The sequence below is a fragment of the Kitasatospora sp. NPDC048365 genome (genome assembly GCF_043200835.1).
Lineage (GTDB): Bacteria > Actinomycetota > Actinomycetes > Streptomycetales > Streptomycetaceae > Kitasatospora > Kitasatospora terrestris.
The window spans coordinates 90,892-113,831 of the sequence record NZ_JBICYJ010000002.1; the positions used below are offsets into that span (position 1 = coordinate 90,892).

22 protein-coding genes are annotated in these 22,940 nt (G+C 76.0%); 6 read left to right on the forward strand and 16 right to left on the reverse strand.

The window, feature by feature from the left end:
- The first annotated feature begins 2 nt into the window (after window positions 1-2).
- Both ACGFX4_RS02175 and fabG read left to right on the forward strand, forming a co-directional pair.
- Complete coding sequence (locus ACGFX4_RS02175; protein ID WP_393069468.1) at window positions 3-1,190, forward strand: thiolase family protein; 1,188 nt, start codon at window positions 3-5, stop codon at window positions 1,188-1,190.
- Between the two features lie 46 nt (window positions 1,191-1,236).
- Entirely contained in the window at window positions 1,237-1,995 is a 759-nt protein-coding gene (gene fabG, locus ACGFX4_RS02180) for a 3-oxoacyl-ACP reductase FabG (RefSeq protein WP_393069470.1), read from the forward strand.
- A 31-nt stretch (window positions 1,996-2,026) separates the two neighbouring features.
- Here fabG and ACGFX4_RS02185 read toward each other — a convergent pair whose 3' ends face one another.
- The 3 genes from ACGFX4_RS02185 to ACGFX4_RS02195 all read right to left on the reverse strand — a co-directional run bounded on the left by ACGFX4_RS02185 (window position 2,027) and on the right by ACGFX4_RS02195 (window position 6,368).
- Entirely contained in the window at window positions 2,027-4,174 is a 2,148-nt protein-coding gene (locus tag ACGFX4_RS02185) for a hypothetical protein (protein WP_393069472.1), read from the reverse strand.
- Window positions 4,175-4,292: 118 nt separating this feature from the next.
- On the reverse strand, window positions 4,293-5,333 hold the full coding sequence (locus ACGFX4_RS02190; protein WP_393069474.1) for a S66 peptidase family protein: 1,041 nt from the start codon (window positions 5,331-5,333) through the stop codon (window positions 4,293-4,295).
- Between the two features lie 39 nt (window positions 5,334-5,372).
- Window positions 5,373-6,368: a zinc-binding dehydrogenase gene (locus ACGFX4_RS02195; RefSeq protein ID WP_393069475.1), complete on the reverse strand. Its 996-nt coding sequence runs from the start codon at window positions 6,366-6,368 to the stop codon at window positions 5,373-5,375.
- Window positions 6,369-6,466: 98 nt separating this feature from the next.
- Here ACGFX4_RS02195 and ACGFX4_RS02200 point away from each other — a divergent pair, with 98 nt between their 5' ends.
- A complete protein-coding gene (locus tag ACGFX4_RS02200) occupies window positions 6,467-7,030 on the forward strand; it encodes a DUF4328 domain-containing protein (protein WP_393069477.1) in 564 nt (187 codons plus the stop codon).
- A 101-nt stretch (window positions 7,031-7,131) separates the two neighbouring features.
- Window positions 7,132-7,620, forward strand: a complete 489-nt coding sequence (locus ACGFX4_RS02205) for a VOC family protein (RefSeq protein ID WP_393069479.1) — start codon at window positions 7,132-7,134, stop codon at window positions 7,618-7,620.
- Window positions 7,621-7,678: 58 nt separating this feature from the next.
- On the opposite strand, the gene ACGFX4_RS02210 is transcribed toward ACGFX4_RS02205, so the two are convergent.
- From ACGFX4_RS02210 to ACGFX4_RS02270, 13 genes are all read right to left on the reverse strand, one after another.
- On the reverse strand, window positions 7,679-11,902 hold the full coding sequence (locus ACGFX4_RS02210) for a BTAD domain-containing putative transcriptional regulator (RefSeq protein ID WP_393069481.1): 4,224 nt from the start codon (window positions 11,900-11,902) through the stop codon (window positions 7,679-7,681).
- On the reverse strand, window positions 11,902-12,366 hold the full coding sequence (locus ACGFX4_RS02215; protein WP_393069483.1) for a hypothetical protein: 465 nt from the start codon (window positions 12,364-12,366) through the stop codon (window positions 11,902-11,904). The genes ACGFX4_RS02210 and ACGFX4_RS02215 overlap by 1 nt, the downstream gene beginning before the upstream one ends.
- 23 nt (window positions 12,367-12,389) lie before the next feature.
- Window positions 12,390-12,842: a TadE/TadG family type IV pilus assembly protein gene (locus ACGFX4_RS02220; protein ID WP_393069484.1), complete on the reverse strand. Its 453-nt coding sequence runs from the start codon at window positions 12,840-12,842 to the stop codon at window positions 12,390-12,392.
- Complete coding sequence (locus ACGFX4_RS02225; RefSeq protein WP_393069485.1) at window positions 12,839-13,198, reverse strand: TadE/TadG family type IV pilus assembly protein; 360 nt, start codon at window positions 13,196-13,198, stop codon at window positions 12,839-12,841. The genes ACGFX4_RS02220 and ACGFX4_RS02225 overlap by 4 nt, the downstream gene beginning before the upstream one ends.
- Before the next feature lie 44 nt (window positions 13,199-13,242).
- On the reverse strand, window positions 13,243-13,518 hold the full coding sequence (locus ACGFX4_RS02230; protein ID WP_393069486.1) for a hypothetical protein: 276 nt from the start codon (window positions 13,516-13,518) through the stop codon (window positions 13,243-13,245).
- A gap of 52 nt (window positions 13,519-13,570) precedes the next feature.
- Window positions 13,571-14,455: a type II secretion system F family protein gene (locus tag ACGFX4_RS02235; protein WP_393069488.1), complete on the reverse strand. Its 885-nt coding sequence runs from the start codon at window positions 14,453-14,455 to the stop codon at window positions 13,571-13,573.
- Window positions 14,452-15,414, reverse strand: coding sequence for a type II secretion system F family protein (locus tag ACGFX4_RS02240; protein ID WP_393069490.1), 963 nt, complete (start codon window positions 15,412-15,414; stop codon window positions 14,452-14,454). Before ACGFX4_RS02240 ends, ACGFX4_RS02235 begins: the two co-directional genes overlap by 4 nt.
- A complete protein-coding gene (locus tag ACGFX4_RS02245) occupies window positions 15,414-17,057 on the reverse strand; it encodes a CpaF family protein (protein WP_393069492.1) in 1,644 nt (547 codons plus the stop codon). The genes ACGFX4_RS02240 and ACGFX4_RS02245 overlap by 1 nt, the downstream gene beginning before the upstream one ends.
- The gene (locus tag ACGFX4_RS02250) at window positions 17,047-18,450 is read right to left on the reverse strand and encodes a hypothetical protein (RefSeq protein ID WP_393069494.1); all 1,404 of its coding nucleotides are present in this window, start codon (window positions 18,448-18,450) and stop codon (window positions 17,047-17,049) included. Before ACGFX4_RS02250 ends, ACGFX4_RS02245 begins: the two co-directional genes overlap by 11 nt.
- On the reverse strand, window positions 18,450-19,163 hold the full coding sequence (locus tag ACGFX4_RS02255; RefSeq protein ID WP_393069496.1) for an SAF domain-containing protein: 714 nt from the start codon (window positions 19,161-19,163) through the stop codon (window positions 18,450-18,452). Before ACGFX4_RS02255 ends, ACGFX4_RS02250 begins: the two co-directional genes overlap by 1 nt.
- Window positions 19,164-19,238: 75 nt before the next feature.
- Window positions 19,239-20,189 carry a hypothetical protein gene (locus ACGFX4_RS02260; protein WP_393069498.1) on the reverse strand — a complete coding sequence of 317 codons (951 nt, stop codon included), beginning with the start codon at window positions 20,187-20,189 and terminating at the stop codon, window positions 19,239-19,241.
- Complete coding sequence (locus ACGFX4_RS02265) at window positions 20,183-20,455, reverse strand: hypothetical protein (protein WP_393069499.1); 273 nt, start codon at window positions 20,453-20,455, stop codon at window positions 20,183-20,185. The genes ACGFX4_RS02260 and ACGFX4_RS02265 overlap by 7 nt, the downstream gene beginning before the upstream one ends.
- Window positions 20,456-20,940: 485 nt before the next feature.
- Entirely contained in the window at window positions 20,941-21,786 is an 846-nt protein-coding gene (locus tag ACGFX4_RS02270; RefSeq protein ID WP_345699940.1) for a hypothetical protein, read from the reverse strand.
- 163 nt (window positions 21,787-21,949) lie between these two features.
- On the opposite strand from ACGFX4_RS02270, the gene ACGFX4_RS02275 reads away from it, so the two are divergent.
- A complete protein-coding gene (locus tag ACGFX4_RS02275; RefSeq protein WP_393069500.1) occupies window positions 21,950-22,384 on the forward strand; it encodes a pyridoxamine 5'-phosphate oxidase family protein in 435 nt (144 codons plus the stop codon).
- Between the two features lie 54 nt (window positions 22,385-22,438).
- A complete protein-coding gene (locus tag ACGFX4_RS02280) occupies window positions 22,439-22,894 on the forward strand; it encodes a MaoC family dehydratase (RefSeq protein ID WP_393069503.1) in 456 nt (151 codons plus the stop codon).
- Window positions 22,895-22,940: the final 46 nt, after the last annotated feature.

Here is a 22,940-nt window from a genome sequence, read left to right on the forward strand (position 1 = left end):
AAGTGCGTCCTGTCTACTTCGCCGCCGCCCGCCGCACCCCGATCGGGAAGCTGCGCGGCGCGCTGTCCACCGTCCGGCCGGACGACCTGTCCGCCGCCGTGCTGCGCGGACTGCTCGACGGCGTCCCCCAGCTCGACCCCGCCCGGATCGACGACGTCTACTGGGGCGCCGCCAACCAGGCCGGCGAGGACAACCGCAACCTCGCCCGGATGGCCGTCCTGCTCGCCGGACTCCCCGACACCGTCCCCGGCGCCACCCTCAACCGGCTCTGCGCCTCCGGCCTGGAGGCCGTCACCACCGCCGCCCGGGCGATCGGCTCCGGCGACGCCGACGTGGTGGTCGCCGGCGGCTGCGAGTCGATGAGCCGCGCGCCGTTCGTGCTGCCCCGCCCCGACGAGGCGCTGCCGCACCGGATGGAGACCTTCGACACCCGGCTCGGCTGGCGGATCACCAACCCGCGGATGCACGAGCTGCACGGCGTGCTCTCGATGGGCGAGACCGCCGAGGAGGTCGCGCAGCGCTACGGCGTCAGCCGCGAGGACCAGGACCGGTTCGCCCTGCGCAGCCACCGGCTGGCGGCCGCGGCCCGCAAGGACGGCCTCTTCGACGCCGAACTCCTGTCCGTGGTACGGCCGGACGGCGTCACCGTCACCGAGGACGAGTGCATCCGCGAGGACACCACCCTGGAGAAGCTCGGCCGCCTCAAGCCGGTCTTCCGGGCCGGCGGCAGCGTCACCGCGGGCAACGCCTCGCCGATGAACGACGGCGCGGCCGCCCTGCTGCTGGTCAGCGAAGAGGTGCTGCGGGAGCTGGAGTTGGAGCCGCTCGGCCGGTACGTCGCGGGCGCCTCGGCCGGAGTCCACCCGGACGTGATGGGCATCGGCCCGGTGCCCGCCACCCGCAAGGTGCTGGCCCGCGCGGGCTGGAGCGTCACCGACATCGACGAGGCCGAGTTCAACGAGGCCTTCGCCGCCCAGGCACTCGCCAGCGTACGGGAGTTGCGCTTCGACCCGGAGCTGGTCAACCCGACCGGCGGCGCCATCGCGCTCGGCCACCCGCTCGGCGGCTCCGGCGCCCGCATCCTCACCACCCTGCTGCACCGGATGCACCGCACCGGCGCCCGCCGCGGCCTCGCCACCATGTGCGTCGGCGTCGGGCAGGGCACCGCCGTCGTCGTCGAGAACGTCTGAGAACCGCAGAACCACCGAACAGCGTTACAGAGAAATGGAGTTGGCAATGGATCGGTTCACCGGCAAGGTCGCCGTGGTGACCGGGGCGGCCCAGGGTATCGGCGCCGCCACCGCGATGCGGCTCGCGGAGGAGGGCGCCACGGTCGCCGTCGTCGACCTCACCGCCGAACGCGCGGCGGACACCGTGGCCGCGATCACCGCGAAGGGCGGCACGGCCCGGGCGTACGGCTGCGACGTCGCCGACTACGACGCGGTGGAGGCCGCCTTCGCGGCCGTGGCCGAGGAGTTGGGAGCAATCCACATCCTGGTGAACAACGCCGGGATCACCCGCGACAACCTCTTCTTCAAGATGCCGAAGTCCGACTGGGACGCCGTACTGACGGTCAACCTGACCAGCGCCTACAACTGCAGCCACGTCGTGCAGAAGTACATGGTCGCGCAGAAGTACGGCAAGATCGTCTCGCTCAGCTCGCGCTCCGCGCTCGGCAACCGCGGCCAGGCCAACTACGCCGCCGCCAAGGCCGGCATCCAGGGCCTCACCGCGACCCTGGCCATCGAGCTCGGCCCGTTCAACATCAACGTGAACGCCGTCGCCCCCGGCTACATCGCCACCGCGATGACCGCCTCCACCGCCGAACGCGTCGGCTCCACCGCCGAGGAGCACCAGGCGCTCGCCGCCGACCGCACCCCGCTGCGCCGCGTCGGGCAGCCCGAGGAGATCGCCGCCGTGGTCGCCTTCCTCGCCAGCGAGGACGCGTCGTACGTCAGCGGGCAGACGCTGTACGTCAACGGCGGCGCCCGCTGAGACCGGCCGGGGCGCGGGCCTGCCCTCCGGGCTAGATCCGCGCCTTGGCCTCGGCGAGCTGCATCAGGTGGCGCTCCGCCGCCCGGAGCTTGCGACCGTCGGGGCCCGGCAGGTGGGCGCGCAGTTCGATGATGTCCGGGGCGATCCTGATCGCCTCGGCGGCCTCGGGGATCGCCCGCCAGCACGCCTCGGCGTTGGTCGCGGCCTGCTGGGTCTCCGGGTGCCCGGCGCCCTCGGTGCGCAGCAGGACCACCGCCACCTGGCGGTACAGCTCCGCCGCCAGGGCCGGGCTGCCCGCGAGCCGGGAGACGTGCGCGCGCACTTGGCGCGCCTGCAGAACCGCCGGCGCGTCGTCGCCGTGGGCGGCGACGGCCTCCTGCTCCAGTGTCAGCGCGAGCTCGGCGGCGGTCGTGTGGTCGCCCGCGTCGGCGCAGCGGACGATCCGGCCGATCGCCTCGCGGTAGTCGGTCGACGGCGCCGCCTCCGGCGCCTTGGCCAGGTCGACGGTGGCGGCGAGCGGGTCCGAGCCCGGCTTCGCCAGGTCCACGGTCGCCGCGAGCGGGTCGGCGGCGGGCGTCGAGGGGCCGGGCGGGGCCTGGGTCGAAGCCGACTGGCCATGGGCCGGGGCCGCGCCCGGGGCGGGCAGCGAGTCGTGGGCCGGAGCCGAACCGCCGTGCGCCGCGTCCGGGGTCGGTTCCGACCGGCCGGGGGCAAGGTCCAGGGTCGCGGCGAGCGGGTCGCTGCTCCGCGGCTTGGCCAGGTCGACGGTGGCGGCGAGCGGGTCGGAGCCCGGCTTCGCCAGGTCCACGGTCGCCGCGAGCGGGTCGGCGGCGGGCGTCGAGGGGCCGGGCGCCGCGGCCGGGTCCGCGCCGGGCAGGGCCGCCGCGCCGGAGCCGGGAGCTCCGCCCGGGGCGGGCAGGCCGGCGGTCGCCGCCAGGGGCTCGGCGGCGGTGTCGCCGGCCTTGAGCAGGGAGACGGGCCGGGGCGGTCGCGGCGGCGTGGGCGGGACGCCCGCCTTGCGGAGGCTGACCATGCCGCGCGGCGTCCAGCTGGGGCTCACCCGGGTCCGTACCGCGCCGTCGGCCGTGCTCGCGGCGACGGACGGCGGGCCGGCCGGCGGGGCCGGGACCCGGGGTTCGGCGGCGGGCGCGGACTCGGTGCCGGCGCCGATCTGCCGCGAGGTGTTGCGGAAGTAGGGGCGCCCGGCCGGGTGCGCGACCACCACGATGTTGTCGGCGCGCAGCACGGAGTGGACCTGCGGCTGAAGCTGTTCGGGCGTCAGCAGGGTGTCGGCGCCCGGCTGGCCCCGGTGCAGGGACTCGACCAGGGCGCGGGTGAAGGTGCCGATCTGGTCGGGGTCGGGGCTGATCGCGGCCCACATCGGCACGCCTTCGGCGAGGCCGTGGCCGAGGGCGAGGAGCTGCGGCCAGGTGGCGTGGTCGGCGCTGAGGTCGGCGATGACGAGGGTGTCGAGTTCGGCGGGCCGGTGGCGCAGCTCGGTGGCGAGCGCGGACCAGGGCAGGCTCTCGGACGGCTTGGCGTCCCGGAGGGTCAGGTACAGCTGGCCGCCGCGCCGGTCGGTGATCAGGTGGCCGCCGAGGTGGATCAGGACCGGCCCGAGATGGCGGGCGGCGGCCCGCAGGTGGGCCAGGACGGTCTGCGGTTCGGCGCCGCCGGGCAGGTGGACGGCGTCCACCGCGTCGGCGGAGAGCAGGATCTGCGGTGCCACGCCGGCGAGGACGGTGGAGAGCATCTCGGCGTGCGCGGATCCGCCGCGGCCCCAGGAGCGCCGGCCGCCGTAGCTGCCCTCGATGACCAGGATGCGGCCGCGCAGGCCGCCGCCGATGCCGTGCGCGGGGGCGTCCGGGCCCGCCGGTGCCGGTGCCTGCGGCGGTGCCTGGCCGGGCACGATGGCCGGCATCACGCCGGTCCACCCGGTCGCCGGGGCCGTGGGCGGCAGCGGCGGGACGGGCGGCAGCGCACCGGCGGCCGGCGGCGCGGCCACTGGCGCGGTGTCAGGCCGGGCGAAGGGGTCGGCGGCGGCGGTGCGCGGCAGCTCGAACGGGTCGGCGGGGGCCGGAGCGGCCGGTTCGCCGCCGGGGCCGGGCAGTTTGACGGTCTGCTCGGGATCCACCGGGGTCTGCGATCCGTCCGCGGATGCGGTCGTCAGGTCCGCCACTGCCCGTCATCCCCCCGCCCTGCCGCGGTCGCGGCACCGTGCCCGGTCAGCCACCTTACGGGGTCGCCGGGATCGGAGCCAGGCCCGGGTGCCGCAGCCGGGCGGAGCGGACGCCTGCTCAGTAGTGCACGGTGATCCGCCGCGCGGGCCCGTCCACCCGGACCCGGCCGCCGTACGGGACGACGAGCTGCGGCTCGGTGTGCCCGAGGTCGACGTCGAAGACGGCGAGCGTGTCGGGGGCGTACGCGGCCAGCGCCCGCAGCACCGCCGCGCGCTGCTCGGCGCGGTACGCCTCGCGGGCGGCCCGGTCGTTGCGCTTCTCGAAGTTCCACGCCATGGCACGGCCCATCAGCAGCGCGGGGAACTGCCGGAGCAGCCCGCGCTCGCCCATCGCGCGCAGGGTCCGCCAGACCGTGTCCGCGCTCGGCAGCTCCTCGGAGGTCTCCAGGAGGAGCACGTGGCCCGCGTACGCCGCGGGCTCCTTGATCCGGTCGGCCATCAGCATGCCGGCGAGGACCTCCAGGCAGCCGCCCCAGGTCGGGCCCTCGACCACCCGGTCCGCGTGGTGCCAGGTCCACCCCGGGACGGGCTCGGTGGCGGGCTCCTGCTCGAAGGTGGCGGGGTCGGCCCAGTCGCGGTTCACCTCGGTGATCCGGCCGGGCTCGGCCAGCTCGTACGGGCCGGCGGTGAACAGCGCGGCACGCGCAGAGGCGGCGGTCATCGGGTGCATCGCGCCGGGCCGGCCGAACTGGGTCATCACCGAGGCGCCGTGGTAGCCGACGATGCCGAGGCCCCAGAGGAAGTCCAGCAGGTTGGTGTTGTCGCTGAAGCCGAAGAACGGCTTGGGGTTGGCCCGGATCAGCTCGGCGTCCAGGTGCGGGATCACCGTGATCTGGTCGTCGCCGCCGATCGAGGCGATCACCGCCTTGATCTCCGGGTCCGCGAAGGCGGCGTGCAGGTCGGCGGCGCGTGCCTGCGGGCTCGCGCCCATGGTCCGGGTGGTCGGGTACTCGACCGGCTCGAGGTCGAACTCCTCGACCAGCCGGCGCAGCCCGAGCTCGTACGGCAGCGGGAGGACCCCGGGCAGGCCGGCGGCCGGCGAGACGACCGCGACGCGGTCGCCGGGGCGGGGCTTGGGAGGGATGATCGGCGCGTCCATGACGTGATCGTAGGCGGCGGGCCGCCCGGCGACGACGGGTTATCGGACGTGCCCGTCCGGCCCGGGCTGCGCCACGTCGAGCAGGGTCTTGCCGAGCGTCGCCCGGGACTCGATGGCGCGGTGCGCGTCGGCGGCCCGCTCCAGCGGGAAGCGCCGGCCGATCACCGGCCGCAGCCGCCCCGCCACCGCCTCCGCGAGGACGTGCTCGGTGGCCGCGCGGACCCGGTCCGGCGTCGGACGCAGCCCGAGCAGGGTCACCTCGCGCGCCGCCGCCTCCTCCGCGTCGATATCGGCCCAACTGCCGCTGGCCAGACCGAAGGAGACCATCCGTCCGCCGGCCCCGAGTCTGCCGAACGCCGCCCGGCCGATCTCCCCGCCGACACCGTCGAAGACCACGTCCACCGGACCGACCCGCTCCGCCCAGCCCGGCTCGGTGTAGTCGACCGTGGCGTGCGCGCCGAGCTCGCGGGCCAGCTGCAGCTTGGTCGCGCTCCCCGCGGCCGCCGTCACCTCCGCCCCGGCCGCGCCGGCGAGCTGGACCAGCAGGCTGCCGACCCCGCCGCCCGCCGCCTCCACCAGCACCCGGTCGCCCGGCCGGACGCCGGCCGTCTCCACCAGCATCGCGGCGGTCCGGCCGTCGGCCAGCAGCGCCAGCGCCGCCTCCGGCGCGAGGCCGTCCGGGATGCCGTACAGGCCGTCGGCCGGGGCGAGCGCCAGCTCGGCGTACCCGCCCGAACCGCCGGTCGCCGTCACCACCGACCGTCCCAGCACCGCCCGGTCCACGCCCTCGCCGACCCCCACGACCGTCCCCGCCACGCCGTTGCCCGGCACGAACGGCGGCTCGACGGCGAACGGTCCCCGCCCCGACGCCCGGAACTGGGTCTCCACGAAGGTGATGTTCGCGTGCGACACCCGCACCACCACCTGCCCCGCCCCCGGCACCGGCTCCGGCGCCCACCCCGCCACCAGCACCTCGGGACCGCCGAACTCCCGTACCCACACCGCGCGCATGCCGCCCTCGTTCCACTCGGCCACCGACCCGTCGGAGCCAATCCTGAAACTTCAAGCGCGCTTGAGGTCAAGTCCCTTCTGCTAGCTTCTCGCTACTCGACCGTCCGGAGGAGGAACCGTCCGTGATACCGCCTCAACCGCGCGACCCCCGGGAGCCGGCGCTGGGACTCCAGGTCTCCGTGGTCCTGACCGTGGCGTGCCACCTCGCCCTGCTCGTCCTCGCGCTGGTGGACCTGCCGGGCCCGGCGGTCCTGCCCACCGCGCTGGAGCCCGTGTTCCTGGTGACCGCCTACATCGTCGGCACGGTCTGGTTCCGGCGCTGCTGGGCCAACGCCGCGTTGTTCACCGAGGAGCCGCTGCCGTACGGCCCCGGGTGGGCGCTCGCCGGGTGGATGGTCCCGGTGCTGAGCCTCTGGATGCGCTGGCGCCTCCTGCTCGCCCTCCGGCGCACGGGCGGCGCCCCCGACACGGACGCGCCGGTGCACCTGTGGTGGGCATTGAGCCTGGCCGCCGACGCCATGCTGCTCGCAACCCTGCTCGGGCGCGCCGCGAGCGGCTCCTTCCTGTACTTCACCGTGTTCTGGTACGCGGGTCCCTTCACCTACCTGCTGATCGTCCGACGGATCACCGCGCGTCAGGTCGAGCTGCTGCCGCCCGCACCCGCCGCCGAGCCGGTCGCGGTCTGACCCGGGCGCTGCTCCAACCGGGGTCACCCGCGCGGTCGGTCCGCCGCCGGGCGGCCGGGACGGCCTAGCGTCGTGCGGGACCGACCGTGTGAGGAGGCGTCATGGCGCAGCAGAAGATCACTCCGTTCCTCTGGTTCGACGACCGGGCGGAGGAGGCCGCCGAGTTCTACACCTCGCTCTTCCCGGACTCCCGCATCCTGGAGACGCAGCGCTACGGCGAGGCCGGCCCGGGCGTGGCGGGGACGGTGATGACGGTGTCGTTCGAACTGTCCGGGCAGCGGTACGTCGCGCTGAACGGCGGGCCGCTGTTCCACTTCACCGAGGCGGTCTCGTTCGAGGTGGACTGCGCCGACCAGGCCGAGGTCGACGAGCTGTGGGCCCGGCTCACCGACGGCGGCGAGGAGAGCGCCTGCGGCTGGCTCAAGGACCGCTTCGGCCTGTCCTGGCAGATCGTGCCGCGCCGGCTCACCGAACTGCTCGCCGACCCGGACCCGGTGAAGGCGGCCCGGGTGATGAAGTCGATGCTCACCATGCGCAAGATCGACGTCCAGGCCCTGGAGGACGCCTACGCGGCCGGCGACGCCGCGTAGGCCCTCATCCATCCCCCTGCCGTCACGGGAACCCCTGCCGTCACGGGAACCCCTGCCGTCACGCCCCGGTCAGGAGGTCGCGCAGCAGCGCCACGGTGTCCGGGTCGAGGTCGCGTCCGGTGCGGCGGGAGAGCGCGTCCAGCCGGTTGACCGCCCGCACCAGCTGGTCGCGGGCGCCGGCCGAGGCGTACGCGTAGAACAGGTCGCGGTGCAGCAGCTCGACGTCCGGGGCGACCGCCAGTGCGCGGAAGATCGCCGCCTCGGCGGTGCGGTGGTCACCGTACTGCAGGCGCCGCGCGGCGAGTTCGTGCGCGGTGTCGACGATCGCGGCGAGCATGTCCTGCCGCTCCGACTCGGCCCAGCCGTACGCCCCGGCCGGGGCCTCCGCGAACGGCGCCCCGCGGACCAGCGCCAGCGCGTGCGCCAGCGCGGCGTCGGCGGTCGCCGAGGTCGACCGCATGCCCCGGCGGTAGAGGCTGCGGAACTCGTCCCAGTCGCAGCTGACCGTCGGCACGAGCGCGTACGCGGCCACCGGGTCCGGCCGGCCGGCCGGGGCGGCGTGGTCGATCGGCAGGAACGGGCGTCCGTCGGCCGCCGTGCCCAGCCAGCGCGACAGCGCGGCGAGCTTGGCGGGCAGCGGGTCGGCCAGACGCTCCGCGGTCGCCCGCGGGTCGAGGTGCGCGGCGCCCGGGTGCAGGTCGTGGTCCAGGGCGACGTGCTCGGTGCCGGGCCGCAGCGCCAGGTACGCGGCCAGCTCGGTCAGCCTGACGGCCGCGGCCGGCTCGACCTGACCGGCGGCGCTCAGCACGTCGACCGGGCCGAGGACGCGGATCCTGGGCGCGGTCCGGGCGGCATGCGCCTCCGACGAACGCAGGATCGCCAGCAGGTCGTCGCTGTCGGTCCGGGCCGGCCCGGTGTCGGGCCGCGGCGCGGGGCGGGTGGGTGCGGCCGCGGGGCCGTGCGCGTCGGGCGCGGGCACCTGGTCGTGCGTCGGCGCCGGCTCGCCGTCGGCCGCGGGCGGCACCTCGGTCTCGCCGGGCACCACCCGGGCCGGGGGCGCACCCGGCGACAACGACGCCTCCGCGCCGCCGAAGCCCGGACCCGCGAACGGGGCCGCCGGCGGCGCGGCCTCCGGCCCCGGCGACACCACCGGCTGCGCGGCCGGGGCCGCGAACGGGACGGCGGACGCCTGCGGCAGCGGCGCCTCGGTCGGCTGCTCCACGGCAGCCGGAGCCGCCGGCGGGGCCACCGACAGCTCGGCCGCGGCCGTGTACGGGGCCACCTGCGGCAGGGACACCGTGGACGACGGCTCCGCCTCGGCGGCGACCGACGACACGAACGGACCCGGGTAGGCCACCGGCTGCTCGGGCACCAGCGGCTCGGACCCCCCGAACCCCGGGACCGGAGCGGCCCCCGGACCCGCCGGTGCGAACGGACCCGTCGCGGCCGCCGGGAGCCGGTCCGCCGCCCCGGCGGCGTTGTCGTCGCCGGGGCGCTCCGGCCCGCGGCCGGTCGCGGCGGGCTGGGCCGGGACGGCGGGCGTCGTGCCGGGCGGCAGGGCGGCCGGGCCCCGGCTGTAGGGGTTGGTGGCCGGCGGGTGGACGGGGCTGACGGCGTGCAGTCCGAGGCCGTTGATGCTGTGGCGCGGCACGGTGGTCGCCGCCGGGGCCTCCGGGGACGGGGTCACGGTCGGCGCGGTGCCCGCGAACGGGCTGGCGCCGGTGGCGACGACCCGCGCGAGCAGGCGCGTCGCGGCCTCGTCACCGCCCGCCTCCCCGGCCGGGCCCGCTGCCGCGACGGCGGCCAGCACCGGTACGGGCAGCGGGAGTTCCGCCGGCACGAAGTCGTCGTCCTCGTCCGTGCCGGGGCCGTCGAGGGTCCACTCGGGCGCCGGGTGCTGGGTGAAGTCGCCGGAGCTGCGCACGAGTTCGCCGAGGTGGTCGTACTGTTCCCGATCCAGGCGCTGGAGTTCGACGGTCAGGTGGAGGCCGGGCAGCTGGGCGGGGCCGGTCGCCGGGAGGGTCCAGCGGGCGACCGGGCCGGAGCCGCGTTCGGGGGCGCGGGTGACGACGGCGAGGCAGGTGCGCGGGCGGCCGTCGAGCAGCCGGCCGAGCTCGGCGGGCACGGTGCCGGACGGCGACTGCGCGCAGAGCACGATCTCGGGGATCCACGACTCGTCGGCGTGGCCGCGGCTGCGGGCGTCGCGCGGGCTGGTGGCGTCGGCGCCGATCAGGGTGGCGCGGGCCTTGGCGGTGCGCGGGCCGAGGGCGGCGAGCGCGGACTCGATGGTGGGGTGGTGGTGGACCCGGTCGGCGGCGGGTCCGGAGCCGGGCAGGTCGGCGGCGACGCCGACCAGGTGGAGGTGGAGCCGGTCGGCGAGCGGGCTGTGGGCGAGTTCGACGGCGAGGGTGCGCAGCACGTCCTCGGCGTCGTCGGGGTGCCCGGAGAGGTGGACGAGCCGGACGGTCTCCAGGTCGGCGAGGACGACCGAGCCGTCCGGCGAGCAGCCGAGGGTGACGAGCGCCGGGTAGGGGGCGGGGTACTTGGCGGCCTGGCCGGCGGAGAGCAGGTCGGAGGCGTCGTCCGGGCACCACCACACGTTCGCCGCGTGGGCGGCGCGGAACGGGGCGATCGGGACGGCGGGGGCGGCGAGGTGGAGTTCGACGGTCCGGCCGGTGGTGATCCGGGCGGCGACCAGGGCGGGGAGCTTCTTCCCGCCGCGCACGGTGTTGCGGGAGAGGGTGCGCAGGGCGCGGTTGAGCAGCTCCAGGCCGTCGATGTCCTGGCGTGCCTTCAGTTCCGCCTCGAAGCGGGCGGCGGCCGGGGCGGGCATGGTGATCCGGTGCCGGGGGCGGCGGGCGCGCAGCTGGTCGGTGCGGCGGCGGGCGACGGAGCCGATCAGCACGGCGGCGAGCAGGACGCCGACGGTGGAGGCGGCGAAGGCGACCGTGTAGTCGTCGCTGGGCGTCTCGGCGTGCTGGTCGGCGGCGGGTGCGGTGTGCTCGACGGGCACCACCGGCCCGGCCGAGGCGGGCGCCGAGGCGGGGGCGGAGGCAGGGGCGGACGCCGCGGGTGCCGGGGCCGTCTCCGCCGGCGCGGGGCTCGGCGGCGGGGTCGGCTGCTGCTCAGCACCGGTCGGCGGGGTGGGCGCCGGCTCGGTCGCGGGGGCCGGGTCGGTGGTCGGCGCGGGGGCCTGGGCGGAGGCTCCGGGCAGGCTGAGCACCATGCCCGGCACCACCACGTCCGGGTCGGTGAGCCGCTCGCCGTCGGGGGCCCGGACGCCCTTGTTGGCGTCGAAGATCTGCGGCCACCGCTCGGCATCGCCCAGCTCGCGCTGGGCGATGGCGGAGAGCGTGTCGCCCTGGTGCACGGTGACGGTGGCGTGCGCGGGCGCGGACCCTGCGGACCCGGCGGACGCCCCGCCCGTCGAGGAGTCGGCCGGCGCGGCGCCGCCCCCCGGTCCGCCGCCCGCGCCGGTGTCCGGCTTGGCGTCGGCGGGCATCAGCAGCCGCCACCCGGGCTGGATCGGCCGGTCCGCGTCGAAGCGGGTGCCGGAACCGTCCATCGCCCGGCCGTCGTTGAGTTTGGCGATCTCCACCCAGCGCTCGCCGGAGCCGAGTTGGCGCTCGGCGATCGACCAGAGGCTGTCGGCGGGCCGGGTGTCGCGGACGGTGTAGCCGGGCTGCTGCTCGGCGGTCGGGGCGGTGGCGGGCGCGGCGGCGGGCAGCGCAGCGTACGCGGTGGTGCCGGCCGGCAGCGCGGGGGCGCTGGCGGGCGCGATCTGCACGCGTTCGGTGGTGGCGGCGAAGGCCGATCCGGCGACCGGGAGCAGGGCGAGGACGGACCCGACCAGGCCGGCGGCGATCCGCTGGCTCCAGCCGAAGGCGGGCAGCCGGCGGGCGACCCGGCCGCGCAGCTGGGCGGGGATCTCGACGAGCACGGAGAACGCGAAGCACAGCCAGGCCAGCCAGCCGACCGCGACCAGCGCCCACAGGAAGAGCCGGCCGTCGTCGGGGCTGGTCAGCGCGGCGATCACGCCGCCCTCGACCGGGCCGCCCATGTCGGCGACCGCGAGGGTGCCGTAGAGCAGCAGGGAGGGCACGCCGACCAGCAGGACGAGCAGGGCGACGAGCGCGCCGAGCGCGGTGACCACCGCGCCGCCGGTGCGCCGCCGCCGGGCGGGCCGCGCCGGCACCGCCCGGTGGCCGCGGCCACCGGCCCGGCCGGTCGCGTCGGCCGAACGGCCGCCGGTGGTACGGTCCTTGGCTCCTCGCGCGGCCATCAGCCGTTCTCCGCTTCCGTGACGCCGTGCAGCAGGGTGGCCTTGCCGTGCCCGTGCACGGAAAGGGTGTTGATGCGGACGGCGCCGAGCAGCGCGGTCCGGTACTCGGTGTCGACCGTGACCGTGATGGTCTGCGGGTCGGGGAAGTTGACGTTGCCGCGCAGGCCGAGGCGCTGGAGGTAGGTGAGCGCGGCGTCCCGCGCGGTGGACTGCACCAGCCGGTAGCCGAGGCCGTCGCGCAGGGCCTTCTCGTCGAGTTGCTGGCCGGCGAACCGGGCGGCCTCCTGCGCCCGCGCGTCGGCGTTCTCGATGGCGCGCAGCCGTCCGCCGAAGTCGAGCACCACCCCGACCAGGACGACCAGGCTGGCCGCACTGATCGCGACCAGGACCGAGATCGCCCCCTTGTCGCGTGCCTCCGGCGACCGTCGCCGGGGCCACCGCGCGCGCTGCCGCAGCCGCTTCATCCGCCCCTCCCCCACCACGTCCGTCACTGCCCCCGGTAGCGGTCGATCACCGAGGTGAACTCCCCCGTCACTGTCTTCTCCCCCGGCACGCCGTCGAACCGCAGCAGATCCCGCAGCGCGACCCGGCAGCTGACCCGGACGGTCACCGTCCGCAGGTTGCCGCCGGCGAACGGCTGGTCGCGGAAGACCGGTTGGCCGACCGGGTCCTGGCCGCACCGCAGCCGGCGGTCGCCCAGCACCTGGGCGGCGGCCTCGGCCGCCGCCGACCGGGCGCCGTCCTCGCTGCGGGCCAGCGAGGCGGCCCGGGCGGCCGCGCGGGCCGCGGCGTCGACCACCGAGCCGGTGGTCTGCAGCCGTCCGGCGGCGACGGCCATCAGCGCGAAGGAGAGCACCACCGGGAGCAGCATCGCCGCTTCGAGCGCCAGACTCCCCCGGTCGGATCCCCGCCGCCGGCGGATCGACGGACGCGTTCTCACGGTGCCCCCTGCTGGGTGAAGCGCTCGCGCGGAGCGCTGACCGTCTGGGTCACGGACAGCCGGTCGAATCCGGGCAGAACCGCCAGCGGCTGGACGCTGACGGTGAGTTGGTAGGTGTCGGGTCCGCCGCTCACCACCACCGACCGTTCCTTCGCCAGCTCCCCGACCCGGTCCAGGAAGTCCCTGGCCCGGTTGGGGCCGTCGTCCGCGTGCGCGTCCCGCAGCCGGCCCGCCTCCACGCCCTCACGCGCGGCGGTGATCGCGGCCTGGCTGGCGTACCACCAGAGCGCGGACTGCACCACGAGCATGACGACGGTGAGGACCATGGGCAGCACGATGGCCAGGCTGAGGGTCATCACCCCGGCGTCCCGGGCCGCGAGACGCGCACGCAGACGTCGGATCACTGTCCGCCAGCCGGCGCGTCCCTGGGGATCCGGTTCTCCACGTTGGTGGCCAGGGTCTTCACCAGGGCCAGCACCGCGCCCGCGATCGCCACCACCACGATGACGGCGAGGGCGAGTTCGATGGAGATGGCGCCGCGGTCACCGGCCAGCCGGGCGGCCCGGAGCCGGCCGAACCGGTAGCGCAGGGCGGGCGCGCCGAGCCGGACGGGTTCGAGGACGGTGGCGAGCAGTGGCAGCAGCAGTGCCGCCAGCAGCAGTCTGAATCGGGTCATGGTGTGGCCTCCAGGACGTCGACGGGGCGGATGGTCTCAACACGGGTGCGTTTCATGCGACTTGCATCATCTGGTACAGCGCGGGGAAGACGATGAGGACCGTCATGAGCAGGGTCAGCGCCGATCCGGGCGCGACCATCCGCTCGCTGTCGGTGTTGGCCTTGGCCAGCTCCTCGGCGAGGAGTTCGCTGCGCAGGCTCTTGGCCCGGGCCCGCAGCGTGTCGTACACGGCGGCGCCGTCGGTGCCGGAGATCCGCATGATGTCCGCCACGTCCTGGAGCGGGGTGAGCCCCAGCTCCTCGGAGAGCGCGTCCAGCCCGTCCCACGGCGGGAGGCGGTCGGTGGCGGCCCGGTCCAGCGCGTCGCGGAGCCGGCGGAAGACGGTGCCCCGGCCGACCGCGGCGGCCCGGCGCAGCGCCTCGGCGGGGCCGCAGTCGGCGGCCCGCTCCAGCGCGACCAGTTCGAGGAAGGCGGCGATGCCGTGCAGGTACTCGGTGCGGGCCTCCTTGGCCTCACCGGTGACGATGCCGTCGGGGACGAACCAGAGCAGCGCGCCGAGCAGCGGCCCGACCAGCAGGGGCACGGCCACCGGCAGGGTGATGTCGGCGAGGGCCGCCATCGCCGCCAGGTAGCCGGGCAGGACCAGGCCGAGCAGCGCGAACAGCAGCTTCTGCGCCATGAACCTGGCCGGGGTGCGGCCGATCAACGACAGCTGCTGGTACGGGATCCGCACGCCGGGCAGGCGCAGCGCGCCGACACCGACCCGGTCGTACCAGGACAGCGTCTCGGGCCTGGCGGCGGAGGAGTGCTCGGGCGCCCGGTGCAGCCGGTCCAGCGCCCGGCCGAGGTCGGGCGGGGCGGGCCGCAGCTCGGCGACGAGCAGCGCGAGGCCGCCGGCGGCGACGCCGCCGGCCAGCACGGCCCAGGGCGAGATCACAGCGCCTCCTTCACCAGCGGCTCGTTCTCTTCCGTTTCGCCGGACGGGAGTTCCGCGCCGAGCCGGCCCGCCTTGGAGCGGCGGTCCTGTTCCAGGATCCGGGGCAGCGGGGCGTGCGCGGCGAGCGAGCGCATCCAGGCGATCACCAGCACGAACGCCACCGCCACGACGCCGAGCACCAGTTGACCCACCACCGAGGTGTAGGGCTCGGTGTAGCGGGAGTTGAGGGCGCCCATCAGCAGGACGAACATGATGATGCCGACCAGCCAGCGGATGGTGGCCCGGTGCTTGGCCCGGTCGGCCTCGATCGCCCGGCGCTGGCGCACCTCCTCGCGGACCGAGTCGGCCATGTCGGCGAGCGCCCGGGCCAGGCCCGGGCCGCTGTCGCCGGCCCGCAGCAGCAGCGCGGCGAGCACCTTGTCGCCGGTGGCGTCGGCGAGCTGGTCGCCGAAGGCGCGCAGCGCGTCCTCCGGCCGCCAGCGGGACTGCAGCCGGGCGGCGAGGTCGGCGATCTCGCCCTCCAGGGCGGCGGGCGCGGTCCGGCGGCTGGTCAGGATGGCCTGGTTGAGGCCGACGCCGAGCAGCAGCACGTCGGCGAGCCGCTGGGTCCACTCGGCGAGCGCCTCCAGCCGTTCGATCCGCCGGGTGTCGGAGCGGGTCGCGTCGAACAGCCAGGGCAGGCCGAAGACCGCCAGCGGCACCAGGACGGCGGCCAGCGGGATGCCGGTGACCAGCCAGCCGACCGGTGCGCCGACCAGCGCCACCGCGGTCTGGATCCGCCGGAGCTGGACGATCCGCGGGCTGGCGGTACCGGGCGCGCCGTACCAGAACAGGTGGGCGCGGCCCTCCAGCGGGTTGCGGTCGCGCTCCTCCTCGCTCTCGCGCCGGCCGACCAGTCCGGCGACCAGCGCGACCAGGCCGCCGGCCAGCGCCAGGCCGCACAGTACGAACAGCAGCATCACCGGAGGCCTCCGATCCGCAGCGCCAGCGGCGCGGTCCACGCGCCGTACGGGGACTGGAGCAGCCCCGCGTCGAAGCCGGTCCGGCGCAGGTCGTCCAGGCAGGCCGGCGGGGTGTGCGGGACGGCACGGGGCTCGCCCAGGTCGGCGCGCGGGCCGAAGACGGTGTTCATCGCCGGCCGGCCGGACTCGCCGAGGCCGGTGACCTCCAGGACGTGCGAGACGAAGCGGTGCCGGCGGCCGCCGACCGCCGTCTCGTCGACCATGCTGACGTGCACGATGAAGTCGACGGCGTTGGCGGTCAGCCGGTACGCCAGCGAGTCGGTCATGTGCGCGCCGTACTCCAGGCAGAGCTCGGCGATGCGGTCGACCACCATGTGCGGGCCGCGCGCGTGCAGGGTGCACATCGAGCCGCCCTCGCCGTTGGTCATCACCCGCAGCATCGGCACCACCTCGGCGGAGCGGACCTCGCCGACGATGATCCGGGACAGCGTCATCCGCAGCGCGGCCGGGATCAGCTCACCGATCGTCAACTCGCCGGCGACCCGGCCGTCGACCCGCTCGCCGTTGCCCTCGCGGGCCTCCATCGGGACGACCTGCCGCAGGTGGCCGAGCGTGTGCAGCCACAGCTCGAACTCCGACTCCAGGGTGCCGACCCGCTCGTCCGGCGGGATCTCGGCGGCCATCGCGCGCAGCAGGCTGGTCTTGCCGACGCCCTGGGTGCCGGTGATCATCACGTTCTTCCGGGCCCGGATCGCCGCCGCCAGGAAGGCCGCCAGGGTGGAGTCCACGGTGCCCAGCTTCACCATCTCCGGCAGCGTCGCGCTGGCCACCCGGTGGCGGCGGATCGCCACGTACGGACGGGGCGTCACCTCGGTCATCGCCTGCAGGCGCATCCCGCCCTCCAGGCGCAGCGCCAGCATCGGGCTGGCGGTGGACAGGCTGCGCTCGCCGCCGCCGTGCTGCCGGGCCAGGTCCTGCAGCAGCTCGACCAGCTCCGCGTCGCTGTCCGCCACCGGCGGCACCTGCCGCAGCGGCTGGTGCGCGCGGGAGATCCAGACGTCGTCGCAGCCGTTGATCAGGATGTTCTCGATCTCCGGGTCGTCCAGGTACGGCTGCAGCCGCCCGGCCCGGAACAGCAGGTCGTAGACGGCCTCGGAGAGGGCGCGGTCCTGCTCGCGGGTCGGCGGGATGCCGTGGGTCTGCGCGTACGCGTCGGACCAGCGGGCCACCGCCTCCTCGATCAGGGCGCGGCCGCGCTGGCGGCGGGTGGCACGGTCGACCTCGGTGGTCGAGCCCTCGGCCAGCCGGGACAGCTGCTGGTGCAGCTCGGCCGCCACCTGGCGCTTCAGCTCGCGGGCCACCTGCGGGTCCACAGACGGCCGGACCGCGGCCGGCTGCAGCTCCGCCACGGCGTGCACCGGCCCCGGCTGGACGGCGGCGACCGGCGGGACAGGGCCGGGCGGGACGGCGGCGGGCGCCACCGGTCCGGGCACCACCGGGCGGCCCGGCTGCGGCGGCTTGCCCCACGGCAGGCCGGCCGCGTCGCCGGCCGCGTGGCCGCCGGGCACCCCGGCGACGGTGAAACCGGTCGGCGCGGCCGCGCCGTTGACCGGAGCGCCGTTGAACGGACTAGCGCGCACGGAGCACCTCCCCCCAGCCGTCCTGCGGCTCCTGCGGCTCCTGCGACGACGGCACCAGTGCCTGCGAGGGCTGGTCGGCCTGCGGCACCGGGAACGGGGCGGGTGCCGGCGGCTGCGGCACGGCCGGCGGCGCTATGTGCGGCGCGTACGACAGCGGCTGCCCGTCACCCCCCGGCGGCTGCGGCAGCACCGCCTGCGGCGCCGGCCCGTACCCGGCCTGCACGTACCCGCCACCGGAGTACCCGCCCTGCGGCAGGCCCCCGCCCGCGGACGCCGCGGCACCGGCCCAGCCGGCCACCGGCCCGAGCCCGCCGACCGGCCCGCCCGCCGGGGCGGCGTCGAACTGCGGCTGCGCGGCCTGCGTGACCTGGGCGGCCTGCGTGACGTAGCCGCCCTGCGGCACTCCTCCGCCCGCCGGACGCTCGTACCCGCTGCCGGGCACCGGCCCGCGGCCGCCGACCGGTCCGGGGGCAGGGCGCTCGTACCCGCTGCCGGGCACCGGCCCGCCGAACGGCGTGGCGGGGGCGGCGGGGCGCTCGTAGCCGCCCGCCGGGGCGGCGTCGTACTGCGGCGGCGCGACCTGCACGGCCTGCGCGGCCTGCGCGGGGGCGAGCCGGCGGCGGCGGATCGCGACCAGTTCCTGCATCCGGTCCGCCGCCGTGCGCGCGGTGCGCATCAGCTCGGAGCGGATGAACCGCCGGTCGCCGGTGTCCCCGCCGTCGGAGAGCAGCCGGGCGGTGCGCGGCGCGTGCGGCAGCACCCCGAGCGCCGGGACCGCGAACTCGCGGGCGACGTCGCCGACGGGGTACGGGCCTTCGCCGATCACCAGCAGCCCGAGCGCGTCGGCGCCCGTCCCGTTGGCCTCCAGGTCGTCCCGCAGCGCGGCGATCCGCGGCCGCGCGGTGCTGAGCCCGCGCAGTGTGGAGCGGACCACCACCGCGACCGCGTCGGCCCGCCGGGCGAGGACCGCGCCCGCCCCGGCGGCGCCGTTCCGGCCGAGGTCGAGGATCACGTCGTAGCCGAGCGGTTCGAGCGCGTGCAGCGCCTCGACCAGTGGTTCCCAGGTGTAGGCGAGGCCGGGCGCCTGGGCGGGGTCGGTGAGGCCGGGCAGCAGCAGCCGTTCGCCGTTGCCCTGCGGGGAGATGTCGAGGAGCTGTTCCCAGATGGTCTGGGAGAGCAGTCCGCGGCGGTCGGCGACGGCGAGGTTGCGCAGGCCGTAGACGGCCTCGACGCGGCCTTCGAGCGCGCCGGCCAGCACCGCTCCGCCGTCGGGGTCGCACTCGACCAGCAGGATCCGCCGGCCGGCCTGGAGCGGCCAGGCGAGCAGCAGGGCGAGTGCGGTGGTGGTGGCGCCGGGTGCGCCGGGTCCGCCGGCGACGGCGAGGACGGCCATCAGGACCCCCCGCCGGCGCCGCCGCGCGGTGCGAGCACCACCTGGAACCGGCCGCTGGCCACCCAGACGGCGAGCCGGGCGGCGTCGGCCTGGCCGACGGCGACGTCGATCACCTGGACGCCGTCGGTGTCGGCCTTGCCGACCGCGGAGACGGTGCCGGTCATGGTCTCGGGGGTGCGCGGCAGGGTGGCCTGGTCGGTGCGGTTCTCGGGGGTGTAGACGATCTGGACCCGCAGGCCGGGCTGCAGTCGGGTGGCGGGCAGTTGGGAGCGCTTGGCGGCGACGCCGGCCACCTGCAGGCCGGGCTGCATGATCGGGTCGGCGCTGACGTCGGCGCGGGTGAGCATGGCGCCGTGCCACAGGTCGGTGGTGGCGCGCAGTCCGACGGTGCGGGAGAGGTCGCGGGCGTCGAGCGGGCGCAGCGCGGGGTCACCGGCGATCCGGGCGACCACCAGGTCGTCGGCGGTGATCACCTGGCCCATCGGGACGTCCCGGGCGAGGGCGAGGACGGCGATCCGCTGGCCGCTGCTGTTGTAGAGGACGGCGCCGCCGAGCCCGCCGGCGGCGATCAGGGCGACCGCCATGGCCAGCACCGCCGGCCGGCGCCGCCGGGCGCCGAGCTTGCGCGAGGGCGTGTGCGGCGCGGGCCGGCCGGCCTCGGGCTGGTACGCCGCGCTGCCGGGGCTCGGGCTCGGGATGCTACGGGTTTCCACCGGGCTTCGGCCTCTCGTGCGGTACGGGCGGTTCGGACGGTTCGGGGGCTTGGGGGAACGGGTTCCGGGCGGCGGTCAGTTGAGCACCTGGACCTCGGCGACCCGCAGGCTCACGATCTGGGCGCCCTCCATCCTGATGTTGAAGTCGGCGAACTCCGCGCCGGTGTCGGACCTGGTCGCCTCGATGTGCCAGTCGTAGCGCGCGGTCAGGTTGAACTTCTGGTCCCTGGCCCGTGCGGAGCTGACCTTGAAGGTGTGCGAGCAGGGCGCCGTCGCGCTCGCGGGCAGGTCCTTGCTGTAGGGGGTGGTCGCGTCCGCGCAGGTGAAGCTGCCGGATCCGTCGTCGACGGTCCAGGTCACCGGGGTACGGGTGGCCTTGACGGTGACGGTCAGCCCGCCCATGGACAGCGAGCGGGTGCGGTCCCCGTACGTCCGGTCGGTCCTGTCGTACCAGAGCCACACCGGGGCGCCGACCACGGCGGTGTCGCCCGGGGCGGCGCGCAGGACCGGCGGAAGGAAGCCCCACTCGTCGATGACCTGGTTCATCAGGTCGCGCGGCCGTACCAGGGGGCGGGCGGCGACCGGCGGGTCGGCGAAGAACTGGACCGGCTTGGGGGTCAGCTGCCCGCCGGTGCCGCGGCAGTTGACCTCGTACACGGCGCCGTCGGAGGGCTGGTGGCCCGCCCAGGCGGGGTCGCCGGCCGGGGGCTGCGGGTCGGAGGCGATGTAGTAGCACCCGTCATTGGTGGAGAACCAGCCGAGGTCGTCGTCCCAACACGGCCACTGCTGGCCGTTCCAACTGCACATCGGCACCACGCCGTCCCCGCCGCCGCCACCGCCGCCGGGGACGGTGTGGCCGGGCGCGGGCGTGCCGGGCCCCTGGCTGATGCCCACGCAGACGTCGTGCTGCGCGCACGGGCGGACGGTCGGCTGCGGTCCCTCGGCGAAGGCCGTCGCGGACGGCGCGGCCAGCGCGCAGAGCGCGAGCAGCAGACAGATCACCGTTCTGCGGGCGGAGTTCAGCATGTGCGGCTCACCTCGCGTTGGTATTCGACGACCAGCCAGTGGGTGGCGGTCCGGCGCAGCTTGCTCGTCACCACGTACCGGGACAGCCGCTGCGGGGGATCGCTGACGGTCTTGCTCGCGGCATCGGCCTGGTGCCAGTCGGTGACGTCCAGGCAGTCCTCGACCACCGCGGTGTTGGGATCGGACTTCAGGTCGAGGGTGCGCACCACCGCGGTACTGCGCGGGGCGCCGATCATCACCAGTTTCGCGTCCTGGAGTTCTTTCATACTGGCCAGGGCCTCGCTGAGGGCCTGGCCGGAAGAGAGCGCCCGGAGTTGGGACGCGTCCGAATCCGATCGGGCATACGCCTGGATCCGCGCGTCCCACCAGCCCTGATAGGCGTTCAGAACGATTCGCCCGACGGCCCCTTCGACGCCGTCGGTCGGGGCCAGAACGGTCGGACCCGAACCACTCGAAGGAGTGCCTGCCGTCGCACTGGGAACACGCGCCCCGGGAGTACCCAGACGGTCCGCGGAACCCGCGCCCCCGCTGCTCCCGCATGCCGCGAGCAGCAACGACAGCGTCACCCCACCGACCCCAACCGCCCCAGTGCGCAACACAATTCCGCGCTGCCGCATAGCCCCACCTCGCCGCGACCGGCTCTTCGGAAGCCATGGTCGCAGAACTCGTCCGCCATCCCGTCGGGTTGCTTCCGGGGCGTCGATTCTTCGCCACCCCGTACTGTCACGGCAACACTCCGGGCCCCCTGACCTTACGCGGAAGGCGGATCCGTTGGGGCACTTTCTCGCCACAGAACTGCCAACAGTTCATCGGAAAGCGACAATCCGGCCAACGCACCTCTCACAGCCGCTCTATTGCGCATCAGAAGTCGTCCCCCGTCACGCGGAACGGGCAGCAGGGCGTCCGCCGCACCGGCCGCGTGCTCGCCCCACGCGAGCTGTCCGGCGACCGCCGCCTGGAGCTCCAGCGGGCCGACCGCGGCCGGGGCGCCGGGCACCCCGTGCTCCAGCACCCGGCCCAGCGCCCAGCTGAACGAGCCCTCCCCGCCGGGCAGGACGGCGTCCCGACCGCGCCGCCCGCCGGACCAGCGGCCCACCCGCCCCCACAGCGGCACCCGGGAGTGCGCGATCGACTCGCCCGCGCCGTCCTCCCGCTGGAGCGCGGCCCAGGTGTCCTTGTCGGCGACCGCGTCCACCACCAGCAGGGTCTCCTCCTGGTCGCCGTGGACCATCGCACTGATCACCCAGTCCCAGGCCAGGCCGCGCCGGTAGCCGTTGTCCGGCGTCGAACCGGCCGTCACCAGGGCGAGCCGCCGCCCGCGCGGGTCGGCGACCAGCTGCCCGACCAGGCAGACCACCAGCCAGCGGGCCGGCCGCTGCCCGGCCTGGCGCAGCGCGGTGAGCATGGTGTTGGCGTCCGCGTCCGGCGGCAGGTGGCTCACCCGGCAGCCGTGGGCGCCCGCGTCGAAGGTCCGCCCGGGCAGCGCGGCGGCCAGCGTCCGGGCCCCGTCCCCGGCCCGGGCCGAGCCCGCGAACCCCCGCTCGGGCCCGCCGTCCGCCCCGATCACCACCAGTTCGATGCCGCCGACCACGACCACCGCCCCCTCCCCTGCGTCGCCCGGACCGCGCCGGGGCCGCCCGCGCGCCTGGCGACAAACTATCGTCGCCGCCGCCCCGCGCGGGCCGGAATCGGCCACTGCCGCCCAGCTCAGGGACCATGGGCCCTACTGCCCGCCGCCCCGGGCGGGCAGCATCGACGGTATGGATCCTGACAAGCGCGTGGAGACACTGAGCGACGCCGAGTGCCGCCGCCTGCTCGGCACCGTGCCCGTCGGACGGGTGGTGTACACCGAGCACGCCCTGCCGGCGGTGCTGCCGGTGTCCTTCCGGGCGGTCCCGGACGGGCGGCTGGTACTGGCCCTGCGTCCGGGCTCCAACACCGCCCGCGCACTGGACGGCACGGTCGCCGCCCTGCAGGCCGACGAGCTCGACCCGGCCGGGCGGAGCGGCTGGAGCGTCCTGGTGCACGGCCGCGCCGAGCTGGTCCGCGACCCGGCCGAGCACGCCGCGCTGCTGCACGAGGGCCCGCGCCCGTGGGTCGGCGAGGACCGGCCGACCTTCGTGGTGCTCACCCCGGAGCTGATCAGCGGACGGCGGCTGCGGCCTGCGCGGGAGCGGGCGGGCGCTGACAAGTGACCGGCTGGTAGGCATACTCTCCGGCAGTCCGTCCACCTGCTTCTGGAGAGCACCTTGACGACCTTCGCGTCCCTCGCCGACCTGACCGCCGCCGTCGGCACCGAGCTCGGCACCAGCGAGTGGCACACCATCGACCAGGCGCGGGTCGACCTGTTCGCCGAGGCGACCGGTGACCACCAGTGGATCCACGTCGACCCGGCCCGCGCCAAGGAGAGCCCGTTCGGCGGCACCATCGCGCACGGCTACCTGACGCTCTCGCTGATCCCGGTGCTCGCCAAGGAGTGCTACGCGGTCGAGGGGATCCGGATGGCCCTCAACTACGGCTCGGAGAAGGTCCGCTTCCCCGCCCCGCTCCCGGTCGGCACCGCCGTCCGCGCCACCGCCGTGCTGGTCTCCGCCGACGAGGTCCCCGGCGGCGTGCAGGCCACCGTCCGCTTCACCATCGCCAGCGAGCAGAGCCCGAAGCCGCACTGCGTCGCGGAGACGATCACCCGCTTCTACGCCGCCTGACCCCCGCACCGCCCTCCGCACCGCACGCCGCTCCGCACTCCCCGGC